At 64.0% G+C, this 20,055-nt stretch carries 19 protein-coding genes and 1 pseudogene; 9 read left to right on the top strand and 11 right to left on the bottom strand.

Translation table 11 applies throughout. The features are described from left to right. Positions 1 to 111 precede the first annotated feature (111 nt). Positions 112 to 324: a hypothetical protein gene (locus tag CR105_RS06280; RefSeq protein WP_099787589.1), complete on the top strand. Its 213-nt coding sequence runs from the start codon at positions 112 to 114 to the stop codon at positions 322 to 324. A 193-nt stretch (positions 325 to 517) separates the two neighbouring features. On the opposite strand, the gene CR105_RS06270 is transcribed toward CR105_RS06280, so the two are convergent. From CR105_RS06270 to CR105_RS06260, 3 genes are read right to left on the bottom strand one after another with little or no spacing between them, the layout of a single operon-like run. Next, on the bottom strand, positions 518 to 2,224 hold the full coding sequence (locus CR105_RS06270) for a cytochrome-c peroxidase (protein ID WP_229413675.1): 1,707 nt from the start codon (positions 2,222 to 2,224) through the stop codon (positions 518 to 520). Further along, positions 2,221 to 2,463 (bottom strand): FixH family protein, encoded by a 243-nt coding sequence (locus CR105_RS06265; RefSeq protein ID WP_180288108.1) that lies wholly within the window; start codon positions 2,461 to 2,463, stop codon positions 2,221 to 2,223. The genes CR105_RS06270 and CR105_RS06265 overlap by 4 nt, the downstream gene beginning before the upstream one ends. Further along, positions 2,456 to 2,887: a hypothetical protein gene (locus CR105_RS06260; RefSeq protein WP_180288107.1), complete on the bottom strand. Its 432-nt coding sequence runs from the start codon at positions 2,885 to 2,887 to the stop codon at positions 2,456 to 2,458. Before CR105_RS06260 ends, CR105_RS06265 begins: the two co-directional genes overlap by 8 nt. On the opposite strand from CR105_RS06260, the gene CR105_RS06255 reads away from it, so the two are divergent. Together CR105_RS06255 and CR105_RS06250 are read left to right on the top strand one after the other, a co-directional pair. Further along, positions 2,873 to 3,886, top strand: a complete 1,014-nt coding sequence (locus CR105_RS06255) for a GlxA family transcriptional regulator (protein WP_180288106.1) — start codon at positions 2,873 to 2,875, stop codon at positions 3,884 to 3,886. The two genes, CR105_RS06260 and CR105_RS06255, sit on opposite strands and share 15 nt — an antisense overlap. A 101-nt stretch (positions 3,887 to 3,987) precedes the next feature. Next, positions 3,988 to 4,785 carry a substrate-binding periplasmic protein gene (locus CR105_RS06250; RefSeq protein WP_099787585.1) on the top strand — a complete coding sequence of 266 codons (798 nt, stop codon included), beginning with the start codon at positions 3,988 to 3,990 and terminating at the stop codon, positions 4,783 to 4,785. A 23-nt stretch (positions 4,786 to 4,808) separates the two neighbouring features. Here CR105_RS06250 and CR105_RS06245 read toward each other — a convergent pair whose 3' ends face one another. Both CR105_RS06245 and CR105_RS06240 read right to left on the bottom strand, forming a co-directional pair. Beyond that, the gene (locus CR105_RS06245; RefSeq protein ID WP_099787584.1) at positions 4,809 to 5,555 is read right to left on the bottom strand and encodes an SDR family NAD(P)-dependent oxidoreductase; all 747 of its coding nucleotides are present in this window, start codon (positions 5,553 to 5,555) and stop codon (positions 4,809 to 4,811) included. Positions 5,556 to 5,596: 41 nt separating this feature from the next. Continuing rightward, entirely contained in the window at positions 5,597 to 8,122 is a 2,526-nt protein-coding gene (locus CR105_RS06240; protein WP_180288105.1) for an EAL domain-containing protein, read from the bottom strand. 312 nt (positions 8,123 to 8,434) lie between these two features. Between CR105_RS06240 and CR105_RS06235 the strand changes: the two genes are divergently transcribed. Beyond that, the gene (locus CR105_RS06235) at positions 8,435 to 9,268 is read left to right on the top strand and encodes a TlpA disulfide reductase family protein (protein ID WP_099787582.1); all 834 of its coding nucleotides are present in this window, start codon (positions 8,435 to 8,437) and stop codon (positions 9,266 to 9,268) included. A gap of 87 nt (positions 9,269 to 9,355) precedes the next feature. On the opposite strand, the gene CR105_RS06230 is transcribed toward CR105_RS06235, so the two are convergent. Further along, positions 9,356 to 9,916, bottom strand: coding sequence for an NADPH-dependent FMN reductase (locus CR105_RS06230; RefSeq protein ID WP_099787581.1), 561 nt, complete (start codon positions 9,914 to 9,916; stop codon positions 9,356 to 9,358). 258 nt (positions 9,917 to 10,174) lie between these two features. Here CR105_RS06230 and CR105_RS06225 point away from each other — a divergent pair, with 258 nt between their 5' ends. Together CR105_RS06225 and CR105_RS06220 are read left to right on the top strand one after the other, a co-directional pair. Continuing rightward, on the top strand, positions 10,175 to 10,645 hold the full coding sequence (locus tag CR105_RS06225) for a nuclear transport factor 2 family protein (protein WP_099787580.1): 471 nt from the start codon (positions 10,175 to 10,177) through the stop codon (positions 10,643 to 10,645). 160 nt (positions 10,646 to 10,805) lie between these two features. After that, positions 10,806 to 12,119 (top strand): hybrid sensor histidine kinase/response regulator, encoded by a 1,314-nt coding sequence (locus tag CR105_RS06220; protein WP_099787579.1) that lies wholly within the window; start codon positions 10,806 to 10,808, stop codon positions 12,117 to 12,119. 36 nt (positions 12,120 to 12,155) lie between these two features. Here the strand turns inward: CR105_RS06220 and CR105_RS06215 are convergent, their stop codons facing one another. The 5 genes and pseudogenes from CR105_RS06215 to CR105_RS06195 all read right to left on the bottom strand — a co-directional run bounded on the left by CR105_RS06215 (position 12,156) and on the right by CR105_RS06195 (position 17,421). Beyond that, a complete protein-coding gene (locus CR105_RS06215) occupies positions 12,156 to 14,333 on the bottom strand; it encodes an ATP-binding protein (protein WP_099787578.1) in 2,178 nt (725 codons plus the stop codon). Between the two features lie 348 nt (positions 14,334 to 14,681). Beyond that, positions 14,682 to 14,810, bottom strand: a pseudogene (locus tag CR105_RS28815) (type II toxin-antitoxin system PemK/MazF family toxin); the annotation flags it as partial. 224 nt (positions 14,811 to 15,034) lie between these two features. After that, complete coding sequence (locus CR105_RS06205) at positions 15,035 to 16,042, bottom strand: zinc-binding alcohol dehydrogenase family protein (protein ID WP_099787577.1); 1,008 nt, start codon at positions 16,040 to 16,042, stop codon at positions 15,035 to 15,037. A 539-nt stretch (positions 16,043 to 16,581) separates the two neighbouring features. Beyond that, a complete protein-coding gene (locus CR105_RS06200) occupies positions 16,582 to 16,800 on the bottom strand; it encodes a hypothetical protein (RefSeq protein ID WP_099787576.1) in 219 nt (72 codons plus the stop codon). 45 nt (positions 16,801 to 16,845) lie between these two features. Then, complete coding sequence (locus CR105_RS06195; protein WP_131021641.1) at positions 16,846 to 17,421, bottom strand: hypothetical protein; 576 nt, start codon at positions 17,419 to 17,421, stop codon at positions 16,846 to 16,848. A 490-nt stretch (positions 17,422 to 17,911) separates the two neighbouring features. Here CR105_RS06195 and CR105_RS06190 point away from each other — a divergent pair, with 490 nt between their 5' ends. The 3 genes from CR105_RS06190 to mtnP are packed head-to-tail and all read left to right on the top strand — an operon-like array spanning position 17,912 to position 20,046. Beyond that, entirely contained in the window at positions 17,912 to 18,424 is a 513-nt protein-coding gene (locus tag CR105_RS06190; RefSeq protein WP_099787574.1) for a sigma-70 family RNA polymerase sigma factor, read from the top strand. Next, entirely contained in the window at positions 18,421 to 19,161 is a 741-nt protein-coding gene (locus CR105_RS06185) for a DUF3379 family protein (protein WP_099787573.1), read from the top strand. The genes CR105_RS06190 and CR105_RS06185 overlap by 4 nt, the downstream gene beginning before the upstream one ends. Positions 19,162 to 19,200: 39 nt before the next feature. Beyond that, a complete protein-coding gene (mtnP, locus tag CR105_RS06180) occupies positions 19,201 to 20,046 on the top strand; it encodes an S-methyl-5'-thioadenosine phosphorylase (RefSeq protein WP_099787572.1) in 846 nt (281 codons plus the stop codon). Positions 20,047 to 20,055 lie beyond the last annotated feature (9 nt).

Genomic DNA, 20,055 nt, shown 5'->3' with positions numbered 1-20,055 from the left:
CCGGCGGCAAAGCGCGCAGCGGGCCGCACCATGGTGCCGGCATGACACCAATCGGCGCGGTGCCCGGATGGCATAGTCTACCCCGCTTACCGACTTGTCAATGGAATACCGATGACGCTCTACCAGATGCACGGCGCCTGCTCGCTGGTCGTGCTGCTGCGGGTGGCGCAAAAGGAGGTCGACTTCGCCGGCCTGGACGAGCTTGCCGCCCCGCGCGGCCTGATCTTCAAAAAAATGGGGTCAGACCCGTTTGATAAACGGCGTTCGGGCGATTTCGGCATCAATAAAACGGGTCTGACCCCAATTTTTTTACCGTCCATTTGAACCGCCTGTGGGAGGCGGGTTGTAACTTCGCGGTCGGGCTAAAGAATTGGGGTCAGACCCGTTTTATAGATGGCGTTCCGCGCATTTTTCGATCGTTTAAACGGGTCTGACCCCGATTGTTTTACGTATCTTGAACAGCAACCTCTGATCGGCATCAACACAGGTGAAGAACGCTGTCATCCTACCGGCCGACTCACGTGCAGTGCCCGCCCGGATGCCGGCGCCCAACCGCGCCATGCGCGCGGCGGCGGCGCTGTTTCACCAACAGCGCAACAGCGACACAGGCGCCCAGGGCCAAATCGAACGTCCAGCAAAACAGCGGCCACCAGGCGGGCATGCCGGGGTTGTCGATGAGCGCGGCATGCACCATGTCGAACGCGCCGTGCAGAACCAGCGCGGCGACGACGATCCAGGCCGATGTCCGAAAGCCGACCACCGCCAGCGCCATGAACAGCGCCATCGCCGCCGTCTCCAGCAGCAGTGCTGCATGCGCCTGCTCCTGCACGGCGAACAGCACGCCGTACGACGCGGTAACGATCAGCACCGCCGGATAGAAACTGCGATCGCGCGAGAATCCGGCCGACGCCGCCCCGGCGAACACGACGAGCGCGAGGCCGACGCCTGCCAACGCGCTCATCGGGTGTTCTTTGAAAGTTGAGGCGTCGTCATTTGCGCTCCACGATCGGGCCCGACAACGTCGCCAGAAAGCCGGCCAGGTCGGCAATTTCCTGTTCGGACAATCGCAGCGGCTTGCGTTCGCTGCGGCCGCCGGCGCCGCGGCGTAGTGGCGCACGACACCGGTCAGCGTGGCGATCTGTCCGGCATGCATATACGGCGCTCGCAGCGCGACATTGCGCAGGCCTGGCGTCTTGAACGCGCCGACCATGTGCGGATCGTCACGCGCGACAAACTGCAATTCCTGGCAGTCGTCGGGCCGCGCGTCGCTATACGCGCCAAGGCAGTTGAACTGGTCGCGCAGCATGGCGGCCACGGCGCTTGCGCGGCCAAGTTCGGCTGGCGAATCGCGCGCCGGTACGCCGGTGTTATGAAAATGCTGGTCCGTCAGCAGTGGCCCGCCATGGCAGGAGATGCATTCGGCCTTGCCGATGAACAGCCGCAGGCCGCGCTTTTCCGACGACGACAACATGGCCGGCGCCGCAGGCGCGCCGCGCAAGGTCGCGCCGATGTAGTTGTCGAACGGCGCCGGGCCGTGATGCAAGGTCGCTTCGTATGCGGCGATGGCCTTGCCGATGTTGGCAAACACGCGCGACACGTCGCGCCGCTGCGCTTCGCTTAGCTTGTTCCAGGCGGCGCGTTCGGCCGCCGTGCCGTTCGGGCCGGCGTGTTGGGGCAGGCCGTCCAGGTTCGGCATGGCGGAAAACAGCGCCTCGTAGTCGCTTCGATAGTGCTGACGCATCAGTTTGGCAAAGGCGAGCCGGTTGCCGCCATGCTCGTTCGGGTCTTCCAGCGGCCCGAGCGCCTGCGCCCACAGGCTGTCCTTGCGGCCGTCCCAGAACAGCCAGGCCTGGCCGCCGAGGTCGCCCACCGGCATGGTGCGGCGGATGCCGACACCGACGCCGACACCGGTGCGCTTGCCGTCCTGGAACTGCTTGTCCGGGATGTGGCAAGTGGCGCAGGCGACCTTTTGATTGGCGCTCAGGCGCTCGTCGAAAAACAACCGCTTGCCCAGCGCCGCCGCCGCCGGCGAGCCTTCGCAGGCATTCGACGGATCGGTGCGCGCGGCGGGCATGCGCGACAGCTGCAGCGACGCCAGCGTGGCACGTTCGCTCGCGCTCCAGACGTCGTCGGCGCCGGTTGCTGCCTGCGCCAGCAGGCAGCACAGGTAAGCGGCCAGGGCGCGCGTCCGGTTCGCCACGCCGCCGCGTGGGCCCTGGCTCATCGGGCGGCGGCCAGCTGTGGCGGCGCATCGGCAACGACGACCGTGTTGAAGACCACCTGATCGGCGCCGAGCGTCGAGCCGATGTTGAGCTTCATTTCCCACCATCCGCTCATGCTGAACTTCATCCCGCTCAAGCGATAACGGCCCTCGCCGAGATTGGCGGTGACGGCCGGCCTGGTCGGATAGCCATGGCCATGCTGGGGCATTCCGCCCGAAAAGGCGATCTTCGCGTCAACCACCGGCGCCGGCGCTGCTGGTGACGATGATTTGCCATGCATGGATCTGATTGATGGCCGCCGGCTCGCCCAGCGGACGCATCGACACGACGTAGCGGGCGTTGATGGACGGGCGCGTCAGGCGCAGGTCGAGGTCGGCCGTCGCACTGAACATCGAACAGGCGGACAGCAGGCCAATGCAAGCGACGAGCGCAAGCGCAAGGCGAAAAGATAGCTTCATGGTGTCTTTCAGGAAAAGGGAGATTGCGAGGATGTCGCGCTCGCTGCCGCCGCTGCGGACAAAGCGGTCCCGCTTTTCTGCCAACTGGCGCCGCGCCCGCGCCGGCGGCGGCGCCGATTCTGCTTGGCCGGGACGGGCCTTGGCCTCACTATGCAAGCTCCTGCCATCATTTGCCACGCCATGAAGCCAGCCATGCAGCCACGCCACCGGATCGTCATCGCCGCTTTCGGCCCCGCCCAGATGCTCGACATCACCGGTCCGCTCGAGGTGTTCGCCATGGCCAATACCTGCTGCCGGAGTGCCGGCAGGCCGGCGCCTTACGAGCTTGTCGTCGCCGCCCCGCAAGCAGGCCCGGTCATGACGACATCTGGCATTGCGCTGCTGGCGTCGGAATCGATTGTCGACCCCGCCCTGCAGGCCGACACCGTGCTCATCGCTGGCGGCGTCGGCGCGCGCGCGGCGGTGCGCGACAGCGCGTTGATCGGCGCCTTGACGGCACTGTGCCGACGGGTTCCCCGCGTCGCGTCAATCTGCACCGGCCTGTTTCCGCTGGCGGCAACGGGCTTGCTGAAGCAATTGCGGGCAACCACGCACTGGAGCCACTTCGACGAGTTCGCCGCCCTGTTTCCCGACGTCCGGCTCGACCCGCATGCCCTGTTCATCAACGATGGCCCTTGGCACAGTTCCGCCGGCATCAGCGCCGGCATCGACTATTCGCTGTCGATCCTGGAAACGGACATGGGCCGGCAGCTGGCGCTGGAAGTGGCGCGCAACCTGGTGGTGTTTCTGAAGCGTCCCGGCGGCCAGGCCCAGTTCAGCGCACCGCTCGCCGCCGAAGCGGCAGCGGACGATCCGCATCGCTTCGCCGCGCTGACCGAATGGATCCAGCACAGCCGGTCAAGCGACCTGTCGATTGACCGGCTGGCCGAACCCGTCCCCATGAGTCCGCGCAACTTCGCCCGCAGGTTCGTCGAGGCGATGAACATCGCGCCGGCAAAGTACCTCGAGAAGATGCGCATCGATGCCGCCCGGCGCGGCCTGACCGATGGCACCGACTCGGTCGCGCGCATCGCGGCGCGCTGCGGCTTTGCGTCGGCCGAGGCGATGCGGCTCGCTTTCAGGCGCCACCTCGACATCGGTCCGCACGAGTTTCGCGCCCGCTTTCGCACTGCCGGCCCTGGCAAGCGCGCAGCCCACGCGGCATGAACGCCGGCCTGGCCGCTGCCGCCAACGCGGTGCCCTACACAGGCGGCGGTTTTGCGCGTACGATGTTCAAATATGCAATGTGATCGACGCGAGGTAAGGTTGTGACGAAGGTCCTGAACATGTTGGGTGTCATGGCGATGTCGTTGCTGCCGGCGCTCGACGCCCACGCTTGCAGCAAAACTGTGCGGTGTTATGACGATGCACCCTACTCGTTCCGCGGGCCGGACGGCCAGATCCGGGGATTCGATGCAGACCTGACGCGCGCGATCCTCAAGCGCATGGGCTGCGAAGCCGTTTTCGTCGAAATGCCATGGGCGCGCGCGCTGGCCGAACTCGAAGCAGGACGGCTCGATGTGCTGCCCAGCAGCTTTCGCAGTGCCGAACGCGACGCGTTTGCGTACTTTTCCAAGCCGTCGCTGCAGTCGCCCAACCTGCTGTACCTGGGACCGAAAGCACGCTCGACCTACAAGCTGAACAAGCTCGACGACATCATCGGCACCCGCTTCCAGCTCGGCGTGCAGATCGGCGTGTCGTATGGCGACCTGTTCGACAAGCTCAAGGCCAATCCGCGCTTCAGGGAAAACCAGGTGTCGATCACGCAGCGGCGCAACGCGTGGAAGATGATGGAACTGGGCCGCATCGACGGCATGATCGCCGACGAGGCGAGCGCCGCGCTGGAACTGCAGCAGCTCGGGCTGGCCGACACGCTGACGGCGAGCGGCGTGATCGTCTCGACCAACATGGCGATGGTCGCCTTCAGCAAGCGCAGCGTCTCGCCGCAGACCGTGGCCGCCTTCAACCAGGCGCTGCAGGCGATGATTGCCGACGGCGAGTACCGCAAGATCCGCGCGCGCTACCTGCGCTGTCCGGGCGACATCAAGGTGCTCGGCTGCGGCTGACGCCGGCCGGCGCCCGCCGGCATTCATAGCGCGCCGAGCCGGCCGCCATCGACCCGCAGCGCCGCGCCATGCACGAACAGCGCGTCGTCGGAGGCGAGGAAGACGATCGCCGCGGCGATCTCGTCGACCGTGCCGACATCGTCCGGCCGCACTCTTTCGACGCCCGACTTGACGTTCGGATTTGACCACAACATCGGCGTGTCGACCGCGCCCGGCAGGATGGCGTTGACCCGGATGCCCTTTGGCTTGGCTTCGATGGCCGCCGATCGGGTCAGCGACAGCAGCGCGGCCTTGGCCGCCGCATACGCCGACACCAGGGCCGACGTCTCCAGCGCGTGCACGCTCGAGACGTTGACGATCGCCCCGCCGCGGTCCATCTTCAGGAACGCCTGGCGAATGAAGAAGAAGGCGCCGAGCAAATCGACCTGCAGCACGCGCCGCCAGTCGTCCTCGGTGAGCTGCTCGATCGGCTTGAACAGCATCAGGCCGGCATTGTTGACGACGATATCGAGCCGCTCCCAGGTGCCGATCGCCAGCTCGACCGTGGCGACGACGTCGGCCTCGACGCCGACATCGCACCGGCTGGCCAGCACCCTGGCCGCGGCACTCTTGCGCAGCGCCTCGCACGCCTGCTGCAAGCGGGCCTCGTCGCGGTCGGCCAGCACCACGCGCGCACCCTCGCCGAGCAGGCGCCGCGCGCAGGCCAGGCCGATCCCGCCGGCAGCGCCGGTGACGATCGCCACCTTATCCTTGAGTCCCTGAAGCTGCATGGGCGGCGCTCACTTTACATCCGGCGACAGGTGGCGCGGCGTCACGCAAACGACAACGCCATCGGGCGCGGTTCGCCCAGCAAGAAGCCCTGGGCGAAGTCGACGCCGATGTTCTCCAGCGCCTCCAAGGTGGCGCTGTCGGCGACGTACTCGGCGATGGTCTGGCGTCCCATCACGTGGCTGATTTCATTGGTAAAGCGCACCATTTCATAGTCGATCCTGCTGCTCGTCATCATGGAGATGAACGAGCCGTCGATCTTGACGAAGTCGACCGGAATCTGCTTCAGGTACGAAAACGACGCCATGCCGGTGCCAAAATCGTCGAGCGCGAAGCGGCAGCCCAGCTGCTTGAGCCGGTCGATGAACTCGAGCGTCTTGTGCAAGTTGGCGCAGGCGCCCGTTTCGGCGATCTCGAAGCACAGCTTGTGCGCCGGCACCGACATGGACCCCAGCAGCTCGACGGCGAAATCGCGGAACGCATCGTCGGCCAGCGCGCGTTGCGACACGTTCATCGAGCACATTTCCAGCGCCTCGACGTGCTCGGCGTGCCCTTCGAGCCAGGCGACCGTCTGGCTCAGCACCCAGCGGTCGACGCTGGGCATCAGGTCGTAGCGGTTGGCCGCCGGCAGGAACATGGCCGGCTCGATCGGCGCACTGTCGTCCTCCTGGATGCGCAGCAGCACTTCGTAGTGCAGCCCGCGCTGGGCCTTACCGACCGCGCGGATCGGCTGGACGAACAACTGCAGCTGGCCGTTGCTGAAGGCGTCGCCCAGCTTGGCGGCCCAGTGCATGTCATTGCGCCGGCGCTGCACGTCGACGTCGCCGGAGCGCTGCACGAACACGCGGTTGCGCCCCGCCTCCTTGGCGATGTAGCAGGCGTGGTCGGCCAGGCGCAGCGCTTCTTCCACATTGGTGGTGCCGTGATGGATGGGAATGAGGCCGATGCTGACGCCGATCTGGAACGACTGGCCGGCGCAGGTGTAGCGGAAGCGGTGCGTCGTCGCCAGCACCTTGTTGGCCACCACCAGCGCTTCCTCGATCGAGCAATGCTCGACGATGAGCGCGAACTCGTCGCCACCAAGGCGCGCCAGCGTGTCGCGCTCGCGCACGTGCGTGCGGTATTCGGTGGCAAGCTGCTGCAACAGGTCGTCGCCGGCCGAATGGCCGCAGGTGTCGTTGACGATCTTGAACTGGTCCAGGTCCATGTACAGCAGCGCGGCGCCGTGCGAGTGCTCGGCCTTGACGCGGTCGAGGGTGCGCTGCAGCTTGATGGCAAATTCGCGCCGGTTGAGCAGGCCAGTGAGCGCGTCGTGGCTGGCCTGGTAGGTCAGGTCGTCGAGCAGGCCCTTCGACTCCGTCACGTCGTGGATGGTCAACACCGCGCCTTCCGGACGCTGCTCGTCCATGATGCGCAGCGGCGCGCAGGCGTAGGCGACCGAATGGCGGTGGCCGTGCCGGCTGATCAGCGTGGCGTTGCGCGGCGCCGAGACGACCCGGTTCTCGCGCAGCGCCAGTTCGATCGGATTGAGCACGGCCTCCTGCGGTTCGGCATCGCCCTTTTCGTGCGCCCTCACGTGGAACACCTCGCTGGCCTGCCTGCCGCGCGCCTGCTCGGCGCTCCAGCCGGTCAGGCGCTCGGCGGCCGGATTGAGCTGGGCCACGGCGCCGGCCGCATCGACGGTGATGACGCCATCGGCGATCGAACGCAGCGTGATCTGGGCGCGCTGCTCCTCTTCCTGCAGCCGCGCAAACAGGTTTTCGCGCTCGCGCTGGGCGTTCTTCAGTTCCTGGATCGCCACGCAGACGCCGTGCAGCACCAGCGATTCGTCCGCCTCGTCGCGCCGCCACTGCGCGCGCATGTAGACCCACTGATAGTCGCCGTCGACGCCGCGCACACGCAACTCGGCCATCACCGGCGCCGGGCGCACCGCGCCGACGTCGTAGCGCAGCTGGGCGGCGACCTTGTCTTCGTCGTCCGGATGGATCAGCGACAGCGACTGCGAGCGGCTCAGCGTGTACGTTTCGCTGGGGTAGCCGAGCAGTGCGGCCAGGTGCTCGGACACTTTGAGGCGCGCCGTGGCCGGCGTCCACGACCAGGTGCCGGCGCTGGCCGCTTCCATGATGCGCTGGGTTTCCTCCTTTTCCTTGACGCATTCTTCCAGCCGCTTGTGGTGCGTCAGGTCGAGCGTGACCTTGGAAAAGCCGATCATCGTGCCGTCCTCGTCACGCAAGGCGGTCAGGGCGATGCGCGCCCAGAACAGCGTGCCATCCTTTCGTTCCCTCCAACTTTCTTCGCGGAAGTAGCCCTGCTGGGCCGCCATAGCCAGGTTGTGCTGCGGCGCTTCGGCGTCCCGGTCCTCTTGCGTGTAGAGGATGCCGAAGAACTGCCCGACCGCTTCCTCGGCGGTATAGCCCTTCATTTCGGCGGCGCCGTCGTTCCACGCCGTGATGATCCCGTTCGTATCCATCAGGAAAATTGCGGTTTCCCGGATTTCGTCGGCCATCAACCGGAACATCTCAGCCATTTCGAACTTGCTGAGCGCCGACCAGGTAAGCGAATGCGCCATACACCATCCTGTCACGTTGACGCCGCACGGCGGAAGGCGCGGCGAAGAAGATGGTGTTACGACATCGGCGAGCGGGCTTAAGTTCATTCAACGCGACGCCGCGCGCCGGTGCTGCCCGGTCAGTGCATCGCCTGTTCGAGATGCGTCCCTGCAGGCCGCGCTACGCGTACCGTGTTGCCAACGGCCAGGCATTCAGTCCTGGCACAAATGTTGTAAACGACCAAGGCAGCGGCGTAGTTCGGCCGACGAACATTGCGCTCTGAAAATGCGGCGTCTGGTTCAGGTTTCCCAGCCGCGCGTTAAGATGCAACCATGAATACTTTTAACATCGGACCAGTCAGCATTCTAGGCGCGCACCTGATGCTTTTGCTCAGCCTGGTGCCGGCCGCCGCGGTGGGGATGGTTGCCGGACGGCGCGCCAACGTCAAGGTCGTCCCCGTTTTGGCGGACATGCTGCTCGCAGGCTTCGCCGCGGGCCGCCTGGTCTTCGTCGTCATCTGGTTCGAGCAGTACAGCAAGGCGCCGCTGACGATGCTCGACATCCGCGACGGCGGCTTCCACGTGCCCGCAGCCGTCGGCGCCGCGCTCGCTTTCGGTACATGGCGCGCGGTGCGGCAGCGGGCCCTGCTCCAGCCGCTGATCGGCAGCGTGCTGGCGGGTGCGCTGGCGTGGTTCATGTCGGGCGGACCCGCGATGACCCAGGTGCAGTCAGGCAAGTCGGTGCCGGATGTGACCCTCGCCGCACTCGACGGCCGCGCTGTGCGGCTGCCGGAACTGGTGCGCGGAAAGCCGGCCGTCGTCAACCTGTGGGCCAGCTGGTGTCCGCCATGCATCCGCGAAATGCCGGTGCTTGCTGCCGCACAGCGCCGCGATGTCGGCGTCCACTACGTCTTCGCCAATCAGGGCGAATCGGCCGACAAGGTGCAAGCTTTCCTGCGGGCTCGAGGTTTGCAGATGGAAAACGTCTTGACCGACCGGCTATCGGCCACGTCGCGCGCGGTCGGTTCGGCCGGCATGCCGACAACGCTGTTCTTCGATGGACGCGGCCAGCTGGTCGATGCGCATCTTGGGCCGCTGTCGGAAGCCTCGCTGGCGGAAAAACTGGCAAAAATTCGCATCTCTGCCACTGCCGCTGGTGAGCCATGACCTGGCGACCGGCACACTGAAGGAAACCTTACCGAACGGCACGCCGGACGAACTGGCTTATCATCGCCTGATGGCGGGGAATGCTGCTTAGCGCGCAGCCGTCAGCGCGATCCATTCTTGAAAGGCCACCGTGAATTTTTCCAGAAATTCCCTGGTCGACGGATTGATCAGATTGCCTTGTTCATCGAACGCGGTGCCAATGTTGCCGATATACGTCTCGGGCGCGCCCATGACCATTACCCCCAGGCCGACGATCGACTGACGCAGGTGATGATTGGCGCCGAAGCCGCCGATTGCACCCGGGCTGGACGTGACTACCGCCGCCGGCTTGCCGCCCAGCGCGCCTTTGCCATACGGCCGCGACAGAACGTCGACAGCGTTTTTAAGGACGGCTGGAACGGAGCGGTTGTATTCCGGGCTGACGAACAGCACCGCGTCGGCGGCGCCGACGGCCTCGCGCACGCGCTGCCAGGCAGCCGGCACGTCTTCTTCAAGCTCTTCGTTATAGAACGGCATATCGCCGATTTCAACGATGTTCAGCGACAGCGCCGGCTGCGCCATCTGGGCGATCGACTTTGCCAGCATGCGGTTGAATGACTTCTTGCGCAGGCTGCCAACGAGGACAGCGACTTGATAGGTCTGGGACATTTTTTCTCCTTGGATGAAACGATGAATGGTGCAACCGCGCTCGGGACGCCTGCCTGACGGCTTCCACTTCGGCATGATGTTGCCAGATTTTGCTCAAACCCGTTGAGATCGTCACCGGCTGCCCTATCGGCCGCCTTCCTTGCCACGCAAGCGAACGTCGGCCAGCAGAATCAGCCCCTTGTCAGCGTGTATGCACAAAGTTGACTGGCATTCTTTTCGTGCCGTATATTCGATTCCTGCCATTCACCGGAGTCCCCCATGAAACTGCTTGCTGCGCATGTGCGTGTAGCCGTCGTTGCCGTGTCGCTGTCGATCGCCGGCGGGAGCGCGTTCGCGCGGGACGATGCCGCCGCGGTGACCGACCTCACAGGCAAATTTCTTGAAGCGCAGCGCAGTTTCGACCTGCCAGCCCTACGCGCGTTAACTGCGGAGAACTACGTCGAAATCTCGCCGGTCGGCGAGCTCGACGACCGCGCCAAGATGCTGGGCTTCTACGCGCCGGAGAAAAAGACGCAGGCGCCGCCGTTGACTATCGATAACGAGCTGACGCGCGTGTATGGCGATGTGGGGATCCAGACGGTCAAGCTGACCTATACGATGACCGCTAGCGGGGAAACGCGCAAGATGTCGCTGCGCGCGACGTTGGTGGCGCACAGGAGCGCCGGCGAATGGAAGATGGTATCGGCCCAGTACACCGGCATTCGTCCGCCGCCGCCGCCGCGTAATTGACCCCTCGCAGGATCACACGCCGGCGATCCCGGCCGCGCGTTCGTCGTTTGCATCGGCGTTAAATCGGCACGTTTCGCCCACAGGCTGCGAATAGGTAGTATGGTGTTAGCTTCCTGTGTGCAGCAAACTAGCTGGCGTACGTGTCTATTCCCCGTTCGGGATGGCAGGGCGTAAAGAATTCCCGAAGGGCTACGCCATGCCGACCGACCTCGATTCCCTATCTGAAGGCAACGCTCAGCTGCTTTCGCCTTCCGACCAGCGGCACGCTCGCGATGAGCTCGAACTGGTATCCTTGCGCGCCACCGTCGTCCGCTTGCTCGAGGAAATCGGCGTCGGATCGGGACCGGCGCCGGCGCAGCGGCTCCCGGATCCTGCGGACGTGGCGACCTTGCCGCAGGCCGAGTTCCTGTCCATGCTGGCGCATGAGTTGCGCAATCCACTGCAATCGATGGCGATGGCCAACCAACTATTGTCAGGCACGGCGCAAGTGAGCGCCGCCGCGGTCCAGGCCCACGCCGTGCTGGACCGGCAGATCGGCCACATGTCGCGCATGCTGGACGACCTGCTCGACGCCTCGCGCGCCGCCAGCGGCAAGATCGTCCTGAAGATCGCCCCGGTTCGCCTGCGCGATGTCATCAATTCGGCGCTCGAGACCAGCCATCCCTACGTCCATTCGCGCCAACAACAGCTGCGGGTCGACTTGCCGGAAGACGTCACGGTATCGGGCGACTTGATCAGGCTGGGGCAAGTGTTTTCGAATCTGGTGATCAATGCAAGCCAGTTCTCCGATACGGGCGGTCGCATTGCCATCGCCGCCGCTTGTCACGGGGACCTGGTGGAAATCACGGTCAGCGATGACGGCGCCGGCATACCCGCCGAGCTGCAACCGTATATTTTCGATATGTTCACGCAGGGACACCGGACGCTCGAACGTGCGCCGGGCGGGCTCGGCATCGGGCTGTCGCTCGTTCGCACCATTGTGCGCCTGCATGGCGGGACCTCGGCGGTGACCAGCGCCGGCGACGGCGCCGGCAGCAGCTTCCGGATCACGCTGCCAATCGCTCCCATGCCGCCGGCAGCGGTGCCGGCCCAGACGAAAGGCGGGGCGGCGCGCCGAAAAATCCTCATCATCGAAGACAATGTCGACGCCAACGAACTGATGGCAATGCTGCTTGAAATGGCAGGGCACGAGGTCACCAGCAGCTTCGATGGCGTCGACGGCCTGCGTGTGGCGCTGGCCGGCCAGTTCGACATCGTCCTGTGCGATCTTGGCCTGCCCGGACTGACCGGACTGGAAGTCGTCGCCGCACTGAAGGCGGCCCGCCCTGATGATGCGCCGTTCGCCGTCGCCACCACCGGCTACAGCGACGGCCCGCAGCGCGATCTTGCCCGCGCCGCCGGATTCGACCACTACCTGGTCAAGCCGCTCGACATGCCAGCGCTGCACAGGGTGCTCGCCGAATACGCCGCCTGATGTGAGGCGACGGCAGCCATGCCAGGGCTCGCCGTATCAGGCCGCCGACAGCGGCAGTGACACGCTGAATATCACCCTGCCCTGCGCGTAGGAATACGTCAGCCTGCCGCCATGTTCGGACACGATGCGTTCAGTAATGTACAAGCCCAGGCCCATGCCACCGCGATTGCGCACGTTGTGCAGCGAGGCGGCCTTGAAGGGCTTGTAGAGACTGCTCACCGTGGCCGGGTTCAACGCGTCGGCGAGGTTGCTGACTGAAAAAATCACGTTGCGCTCACCGACCTTCAGGGAGATGTCGATCGATCCGGTACGCAATCCGTGGCTGCGTGCATTGCTCAACAGGTTGGTTGCAACCTGCGCCAGGCGGTCGGCGTCGCCGTCGACCATCGCGCAGCTGTCCCCGGTCACCCGGTAGACCACCTCGGGATAGCCGATGCTCGCTTCGCCAACCACATCGCCGACGACGATTGCCAGGTCAAGCCGCTGCATCTGCGAGCCGAGCCCGATACCGGTCTGGATCTTGCTGACGTCGAGGACCTGGCTGATGAGCCGGCTCATGCGATTGCTTGAATTCTGGATGCGCAGTCCCATCGGCGCCGCCGCGCCGCCGTTCTGCAACAGGGTGGCGGCCATCTGAATCGCATGCAGCGGCTCGCGCAGGTCGTGTCCGAGCATGGCCATCAGTTGCGAGCGCGCCAGGTCGGTTTCGCTCTGGCGCGCAATGCTGGCCCGGTGCAGCTCTTCCTGCATTTGGCGGGCAATCAGCAGGTGGGTCGGCGACCAGCTCTCGGCCCGTCCGCGCACCGTTTCGAGCCACTCGTCAAACGAGCCGCGCGGTGTCAGGCGCGCTCCCATCGGGCCCACCTTGACACTTTTCTCAGGCTTGCCGGCCCAGCGGATCGAGGCGACCTGTTCGGGTCGCATCGCAATCATCCACCCATCGGTCGGCGGATCGAAACACATCGCCAGCATGCCTGGCCACGCCAGGACGTGGCCGCGCGCCGCCGCCGGCCAGTCGTCTGCCCGCAAGCGCTGCAGCAGCACGTCGCCGGCGCCGGGATGGGCGCGCACGATCACCGCCGCGGTTTCCGCATCGAGTTCGCCATGCACGACGTGACGGCCGGACTGGGTGACGATCAATGCCGGGCAATCGAGGGCGGCGCAAATGGCTGCCGCGCGCGAGGCGATTTCACGCAGTCCGTCCTCGCCAATCAACAACGCTTGCATCAGGTCGGTGCGCATGTCGGCCGCGCGCGCAATCGTTTCGGCACGGCGCTGGGCCTCCAGCGTTTGCACCGTCGCGGCCAGCACCTGGGCGATGACATCGGCCGTCATGCGGATAGCGTACGGCACGCGGCGCGGGTTCATGTGGTGGCAGGCAAGCAATCCCCACAGCCGGCCATCGACGATGACCGACACGCTCATCGAGGCGCCGACGCCCATGTTGCGCAAGTATTCGATGTGTACCGGCGACACGCTGCGCAGCACGCTATGGCTCATGTCGACGGGCGCGCGGCCACTGCGCCCCAGCAGGGGCACCGGCATTGCGCGCACGTCTGGGATCAGCCGCAAGGTGTTCAATACGTACAGGCGCCGCGCCTGCTCGGGAATGTCGCTGGCCGGATAGCGCATGCCGAGCAACGGCGCCAGGCTGTCGCAGCGCGATTCGGCAATCACGTCGCCACTGCCGTCCGGGCCGAAGCGGTAACCCATCACGCGGTCGAAACCGGTGATGTCCCTGACCTGATCGGTTGCCATCTGCAACAGCGACCGCACGGTCGTCTGGCGTTTGAGCCGGTCGAGCGCGCTGTGCGCTTTCAACGCGAAGATGCCGACGGTTTGCAGCGACACGTCACGCAGCTCGAACTCGACGATGACGCGCCCGCAATGGGTGTGCGCGACGCAATCGAACTCCTGTCCACCCAGTTCTACTGCCAGCACCAGCGGTATCGCGTCGCCGGCCGACAGCGCGATGCATTCTTCGACCATCTGGCGAACCGGTGGCGGAAGCTCCACCGATTGCAGCGGCATGCCGTTGCTCACATCCAGCAGCAGCAACTCCGCCGCATTGGCGCTCCATGCTTCGAGCATCGCGAAGGCGTCAAACACCAGCATGGCGCCGTGGCGCTGCACCGTGCCCGGCACGTGGATCGGTTCGTCCGCACAGTTCGCCAGGCTCAGGACGGGGGCGTCCAGGGTGGTTTCGGTGCTCATGCGAGTGCCTCGGCACATGGAGCGGGAGCTGTCACTGGCCTCGGCCGATTCCCTAGATTTCTCACTGAAACTTTCGTTGTCTGTTGCAGGGCATCTACTAGCGCGCGACACTGGTCGCGCCACTGGCTGGGTTCAAGTCGTGAATTGTGCTGGCCGTCGCGGGGAAGAGCGACAGCGACGATAGAAGGCGGGGAAATCAAGGGGCGGCTGCGTTCAGCAGCAGACGAGTCGATCTTAGCACAATACCGTAGGCAGTCATCCTTTCCAGACGATTGCTATTTTTCTCGTGATCAACGTACGGGCGAACTGTCCGCCACATAGAGTGAGGATGTGCCGCGCCAGCCGCGCGCGGCTTCCTGTCGTTATTGGAGCGACGATCACTGTGCGCAGGAAATCGTGCATCTCGGGCGGCGACACCACGATGCAAGGCTTCGATTTCATGATTTCACTTCGGACTGTCGGGTCGAGATTGACCAGTCAGATCTCCCCGCGCACTGCCACACGAGGTCCTGATCGCCGTCGTGAACGATGTCGTCAATGAGGAGTGCGTCGTCGCCGTGTCGGGCAAGTTCTGCACTCGCCTCGGCCCAACCGCTGCGCACGGACTTTGCGGGCGCACGCACAATCAACGCCCCTTCGTCGACCCTTACGTCCGCTTCGCTGCTACCGGATATCGATCTTGTCCTGTTCCTTTGGTTAGCTTAAAAATTTTCGAGCACGATCTTGCCGACCGCGCGGCCGCTCTGGATAAGGGCATGGGCCTTGCGCAGGTTCTCGGCCGAAATCAGGCCGAAGTGTTCGCCCAGCGTGGTGCGCAAGGTGCCGTCGTCGATCATGGCCGAAACGCGATTCAACAGCTCGTGCTGCTTGACCATATCCGGCGTCTCGAACATCGAGCGTGTGAACATCAGCTCCCAGTGCAGCGAGATCGACTTGCGCTTGAGCGGCACGGCGTCAAGCTGGTCCGGGTCGTCGATCAATGCGAACTGCCCCTGCGGTGCCAGCACGTCGACGATGGCGTCGTAGTGCTTGGCGGTGTGCGTCAGGCTGATGACGATGTCGACTGCCGCGATGCCAAGCGCCTCGAGCTGCTGGCGCATCGATTGCGTATGGTCGATGACGTGGTGGGCGCCGAGTTCGCGCACCCAGTTGCGGGTTTCGTCGCGCGAAGCGGTGCCGATGACGGTCAAACCGGTGAGCCTGCGCGCCAGCTGCAGCAGGATCGAGCCAACCCCGCCGGCCGCGCCGATCACCAGTAGCGACCGGCCGGCGCCGCCGCCTTCGGCCACCTTGAGGCGATCGAACAGCAATTCCCAGGCCGTGATCGAGGTCAGCGGCATAGCGGCCGACTGGACGTAGTCGAGCGTAGCCGGCTTGCGTCCGACGATGCGCTCGTCCACCAGTTGAAACTGGGCATTCGAGCCCGGGCGCAGGATCGAGCCGGCGTAGAACACTTCGTCGCCTTCCTTGAACAGGGTCACGCTGCTGCCGACCGCGCGTACGATGCCGCTCGCGTCCCAGCCCAGCACGCGCGGCTCCGTGACCGGGGCGCCGAGGCGGATCTTGGTGTCCACCGGGTTGACCGACACCGCGCGCACTTCGACCAGCAGGTCGTGCGGGCCGGCCAGCGGCATCGGCAGCTCGATATCCTGCAAGGATAGGGGGTCGCTGATGGGCAGGCCGTGCTGGGTATAGGCTACTGCTTTCATGTTGAATCTCCAGTAAGTTTTGGCTCGACGACAATTCTACGTGACGGTCGTCCAAATCGGCTGGAGCGATTATCGAACGTCTCCCAAGGTGATAGTGACATTTAAATCGACAGCACGCCAAACCGCGAAGGTGGTGCTGGAAACCCCGCTTTCTCCATCAGCGAGCGACGCGTTGGACACGGCGCCAAGATGGGCGTCGACGATCTAGGCCCGGCTGTCGAAGAATGAAAGCCCTGAGCGGCGCACCAACAGCCGACACCTCGAGCGCCCATGCCGCACCGCACGCCACGACAGCTGGCGTATGTCGCGGCTGCGTCTCCAGTTAGGGTTCCTTGTTTTGAGATAAGGTCGTTATCGGATTTGCTTTGTCGTGGTACCGCGCATGGTACGGGGCAATATCGCAGATGCGTATGGGGAAGGGAATCGATTGGTTAGCTCAACCATTGACACCAAGCGTTGAAATACTACAAACCCTAGAGTACCCTGCCTTGTTTTTGCTGGAGTCGAACACGCCATCATGAGGCCCCGCAAGCCCACCCTCAAAAGCAGCGCGCTACAGTCCAGATCTCACGGGTAGGGGTCGTACGCTCCAGTAAGCTTGCGGGGACAATGCCTTGCGCAAGCAAACCTTCGAGCTGCTTTCCGTAGGCATCTGCCTGCTCAAAAGAATCGAACGTCGCCCACAACGCCTTCGGCAAATGCCGATTCTTGACGCTGAGCTGGAACGAACCGGAGGGGAGCTTTTTGATGGACGCCATGATCCTATCGTAGTGCCAGGCGCCGAAATCAATATCCTTGTACGGTTACTTGCGGTCCTGGTTCTTGCTGTATTCCTTTTCGGCCTTGCGGCGCTCTTTGTCGAACTCCAAACGGTCCTTGTCGTACTCCTTCTGCGCCTCACGCCGGTCCTTATCGTATTCCTTGCTAGCCTCGCGGCGATCCTTTTCCCGCTCCTTCTCGGATTCGCGGCGATCCTTTTCGCGCTCTTTCAAATTTTCGCGGCGATCCTTGGCGCGCTCTTTGTCATAGTCCTTGTTTTCGCGGTCCGCGTCGCCTCCGCCATGTTGCCTGACATAGGTATTGTTATACCAGCGATCCTGGACAAAATAGACCGGGCGGTTGCAAGCGTTGTAAGCAGAGCAATGCCGACTCCACTGCGTAGCGTGCCCGCGCGGCACCCGCAAATAGATCGGCGCAACAGGACGGTAGTCGCGAGGACGCTCGACCAACATCGGCTCTTGGTAGATCACCGGTGGTGCGCCGAGATTGCCAAGGTCGATGCGCCCGTAGTAACCGGTCTGGCCCAATGGAATGCTTATTTGGGCGATGGCGCCACAGCAAGCGGTTGCTATAAGTGCAGCAAGTAATAGTCTTTTCACATTGGCTCCTGATTTTTCGAATACGACGAGGCAAGCGACAGGCGTTCATTCTAGCAAAGACAATTTCAACGTCTGTTCGGTACCCAGCATTGGCAAGATTGGTTAACCAACATGCGTCGAGGGCGCGAAAAGACATGGACGGAACATGCGCGCTTGACGCTCGGAATTTCCGCCGCACCGGACAGAGTTCGGCTGGACGCCGGTAAAAACGCGCCGCGCCGCAGTGGCGCGGGCAGATTGTCGGTGTTGCGGTGCAGAGCCAACGTGGGTCGGAGCAATACGATTGAATTTGCACGGTTCAAACTATTTTTCAGTGTACATGTTAGTTTTTCGACCTGTTGCCGGTCTTATGGAAGTCAGACTCAAATTTCGCCTCAATGAAGCACCGACCGCTGCCCGCTGGAGGCGCCTAGCACTCTATGACTACACTATTAAATCAGCAGAACCCGGAGTTGCCAAGGCTGCGTTCTCGCCTACGCGTGGTGGTTGCATGAGTTCACGTAGCCGCGAATTCGAACTTGCAGTGAAGACCTTCTCGGGAGAGCTGTACCGGTTCGCCTTCTGGCTGGCGCGCGATCGGCATGCTGCCGAGGACCTGGTGCAAGAGTGCTTTCAGCGCGCCTGGGCAAATTGGGAAAGCCTGAATGACCCGATCACTTTGAAAAAATGGTTATTCACCATCTTGCGACGCGAGTTTCTTCGCCGTCTCGAGCGTAAGCAGCTTCACACAATCGATATCGATGGCCTGGAACTCGCGGCCGACGCCTTGGGCATGGACGAGATATACGCCCTGCGTCAGGCCTTGGCCAGCGCCCCGGACAATTTACGCGAGCCGCTGCTGATGCAGGTGCTGGGGGGATTTACAGCAGAGGAACTGGCTGTCATCCACCAATCGACTCCGGGCGCCATGGCCGTACGACTGAGCCGCGCGCGGCAATGGCTGCGGCAACGCCTGACAGGCGGCGACGCCAGCGCCGGCACGACACTAGGAAGGATTAAATGATGAACTGCCTTGCTGCGCGCGCAGCGCTGCTGGCCGACCCGCATGCGCAGGATGCCGCGCTATTGCAGCACCTGTCTGATTGTCCGGCCTGCCGTACAGCCGCTGCTGCTGTCGCACGCGAGGACGCGCTGTTGCGCAGCGCATTGCATGTGTCGGTTCCCGAACAGCTGACCGAACGCATCCTGCTGCAGACGGAACTGGCGCGCGGCAGCTCGCTCAGTCTGTACCGCCTGTGGCAACGGCTTGCCGGGCTGGTGCAAGGCGCGCCCGGCGCGCTTGCCGTAGCCCTGTCGCTGCTCGTTGCGATCGGCATCTGGGTGGCGCAGCCAGCGCAAGAGGAAAGCCTCAACTGGGGCGAAGTGGCCCTGGCCCACGTCATCGGGGAACCCTCAGCGGTACACAGCACCGATACCCTGCCGCCATCGGCCTTGGCCGCGGCACTGGCAGCTCATGGCCTGACCTTGACAGGCGATGTCGGCGTGATACGCGTCGTCTCCCCCTGCCCGGTCCCGGGCGGGCGTGGCAGCCATATTGTGATTGAAACCCATGAGTTCGGCCGGGTTACACTGATTCTCCCGCCAGTCGGAAAACGCACGTCGCCTGGCGAAGCGCGCGGCGAGGGCCTGGTTGCACGCATGGTCGAGATTGGCGGTGTCGGTTTCGGCATTGTCACGACGGATGCAGACCAGCTTCCTGCACTCGCGAACTTGTTGGCAAAACGCATCGTCAGCGCTTAGGCACCGCGGCCAATCGTACCGCAAAAAAGGGAAAAAAATATGCTTGCAATTATCGGCGGTACCGGGATCTACCAATTAGACGGGCTTGAAATGACCGATACGGTGGAAGTGGCCACGCCGTTTGGCGCGCCTTCCGCCGGCATCGTCCGCGGCAAAATGGGAAACCACGACATCCTGTTCCTGGCCAGACATGGACAGCGTCACCAGTACCTGCCGCACGAAGTCAATTACCGTGCCAACATCTTTGCGCTCAAATCGCTGGGCGCCACGCAAATCTTGGGCATTTCGGCGGTCGGCAGTCTCGATGAATCGATCGCCCCTGGCGACCTGGCCATGCCGGACCAGTATGTCGACTGGACGCGCGGGCGCCGGGCCCAGACGTTTTTCGGCGACGGCGTTGCAGTGCATGTCTCGACGGCCAATCCGGTCAGCGGCGCGCTGGTGTCCTGGGTTGCCGGACACGCGTCGGCACTCGGCATCAAGCTCCATTCCGGTGTCACTTACGCCTGTGTCGAAGGGCCGCGCCTGGGTACCCGCGCCGAAAGCCATTTGCTGCGCCAGTTCGGTTGCCACCTGGTCGGCATGACCAATGTGCCTGAGGCGTTCCTCGCGCGCGAAGCGCAGATGTGCTACGCCACGATCGGCATCGCGACCGACTACGACTGCTGGATGGACGACCCGGACAGACACGTGCAGGCAACCGAAATTTTCGGCTTGTACAAAAGCAGCCTCGACAAGGTACTGCAGCTGCTGCAGCGCGTGCTCGCCGAAGACCGGCCGGCTGAGGAAACGGCGACGCGTACCGCCTTGCAATACGCAATGCTGACACCCCAGTCCGCGCTGACCGATCAACAACGCGACTGGTTCGCGGTGCTGCTGCGCTAAGCTGCGCCG

It is taken from the genome of Massilia eurypsychrophila (assembly GCF_002760655.1).
Lineage (GTDB): Bacteria > Pseudomonadota > Gammaproteobacteria > Burkholderiales > Burkholderiaceae_D > JAFCUW01.
This window is presented reverse-complemented; position numbering and strand designations above follow the sequence as displayed.

Excerpts from the sequence above, each read along its gene's own strand:
- CR105_RS06200 (WP_099787576.1), bottom strand. The coding sequence starts at position 16,800 with ATGGCGTCCATCAAAAAGCTCCCCTCCGGTTCGTTCCAGCTCAGCGTC.
- CR105_RS06205 (WP_099787577.1), bottom strand. The coding sequence starts at position 16,042 with ATGAAAGCAGTAGCCTATACCCAGCACGGCCTGCCCATCAGCGACCCC.
- CR105_RS06185 (WP_099787573.1), top strand. The coding sequence starts at position 18,421 with ATGATGAACTGCCTTGCTGCGCGCGCAGCGCTGCTGGCCGACCCGCAT.
- CR105_RS06215 (WP_099787578.1), bottom strand. The coding sequence starts at position 14,333 with ATGAGCACCGAAACCACCCTGGACGCCCCCGTCCTGAGCCTGGCGAAC.
- CR105_RS06235 (WP_099787582.1), top strand. The coding sequence starts at position 8,435 with ATGAATACTTTTAACATCGGACCAGTCAGCATTCTAGGCGCGCACCTG.
- CR105_RS06270 (WP_229413675.1), bottom strand. The coding sequence starts at position 2,224 with ATGAGCCAGGGCCCACGCGGCGGCGTGGCGAACCGGACGCGCGCCCTG.
- CR105_RS06190 (WP_099787574.1), top strand. The coding sequence starts at position 17,912 with ATGAGTTCACGTAGCCGCGAATTCGAACTTGCAGTGAAGACCTTCTCG.
- CR105_RS06240 (WP_180288105.1), bottom strand. The coding sequence starts at position 8,122 with ATGGCGCATTCGCTTACCTGGTCGGCGCTCAGCAAGTTCGAAATGGCT.
- CR105_RS06280 (WP_099787589.1), top strand. The coding sequence starts at position 112 with ATGACGCTCTACCAGATGCACGGCGCCTGCTCGCTGGTCGTGCTGCTG.
- CR105_RS06255 (WP_180288106.1), top strand. The coding sequence starts at position 2,873 with ATGCAGCCACGCCACCGGATCGTCATCGCCGCTTTCGGCCCCGCCCAG.
- CR105_RS06245 (WP_099787584.1), bottom strand. The coding sequence starts at position 5,555 with ATGCAGCTTCAGGGACTCAAGGATAAGGTGGCGATCGTCACCGGCGCT.
- CR105_RS06225 (WP_099787580.1), top strand. The coding sequence starts at position 10,175 with ATGAAACTGCTTGCTGCGCATGTGCGTGTAGCCGTCGTTGCCGTGTCG.
- CR105_RS06220 (WP_099787579.1), top strand. The coding sequence starts at position 10,806 with ATGGCAGGGCGTAAAGAATTCCCGAAGGGCTACGCCATGCCGACCGAC.
- CR105_RS06230 (WP_099787581.1), bottom strand. The coding sequence starts at position 9,916 with ATGTCCCAGACCTATCAAGTCGCTGTCCTCGTTGGCAGCCTGCGCAAG.
- mtnP (WP_099787572.1), top strand. The coding sequence starts at position 19,201 with ATGCTTGCAATTATCGGCGGTACCGGGATCTACCAATTAGACGGGCTT.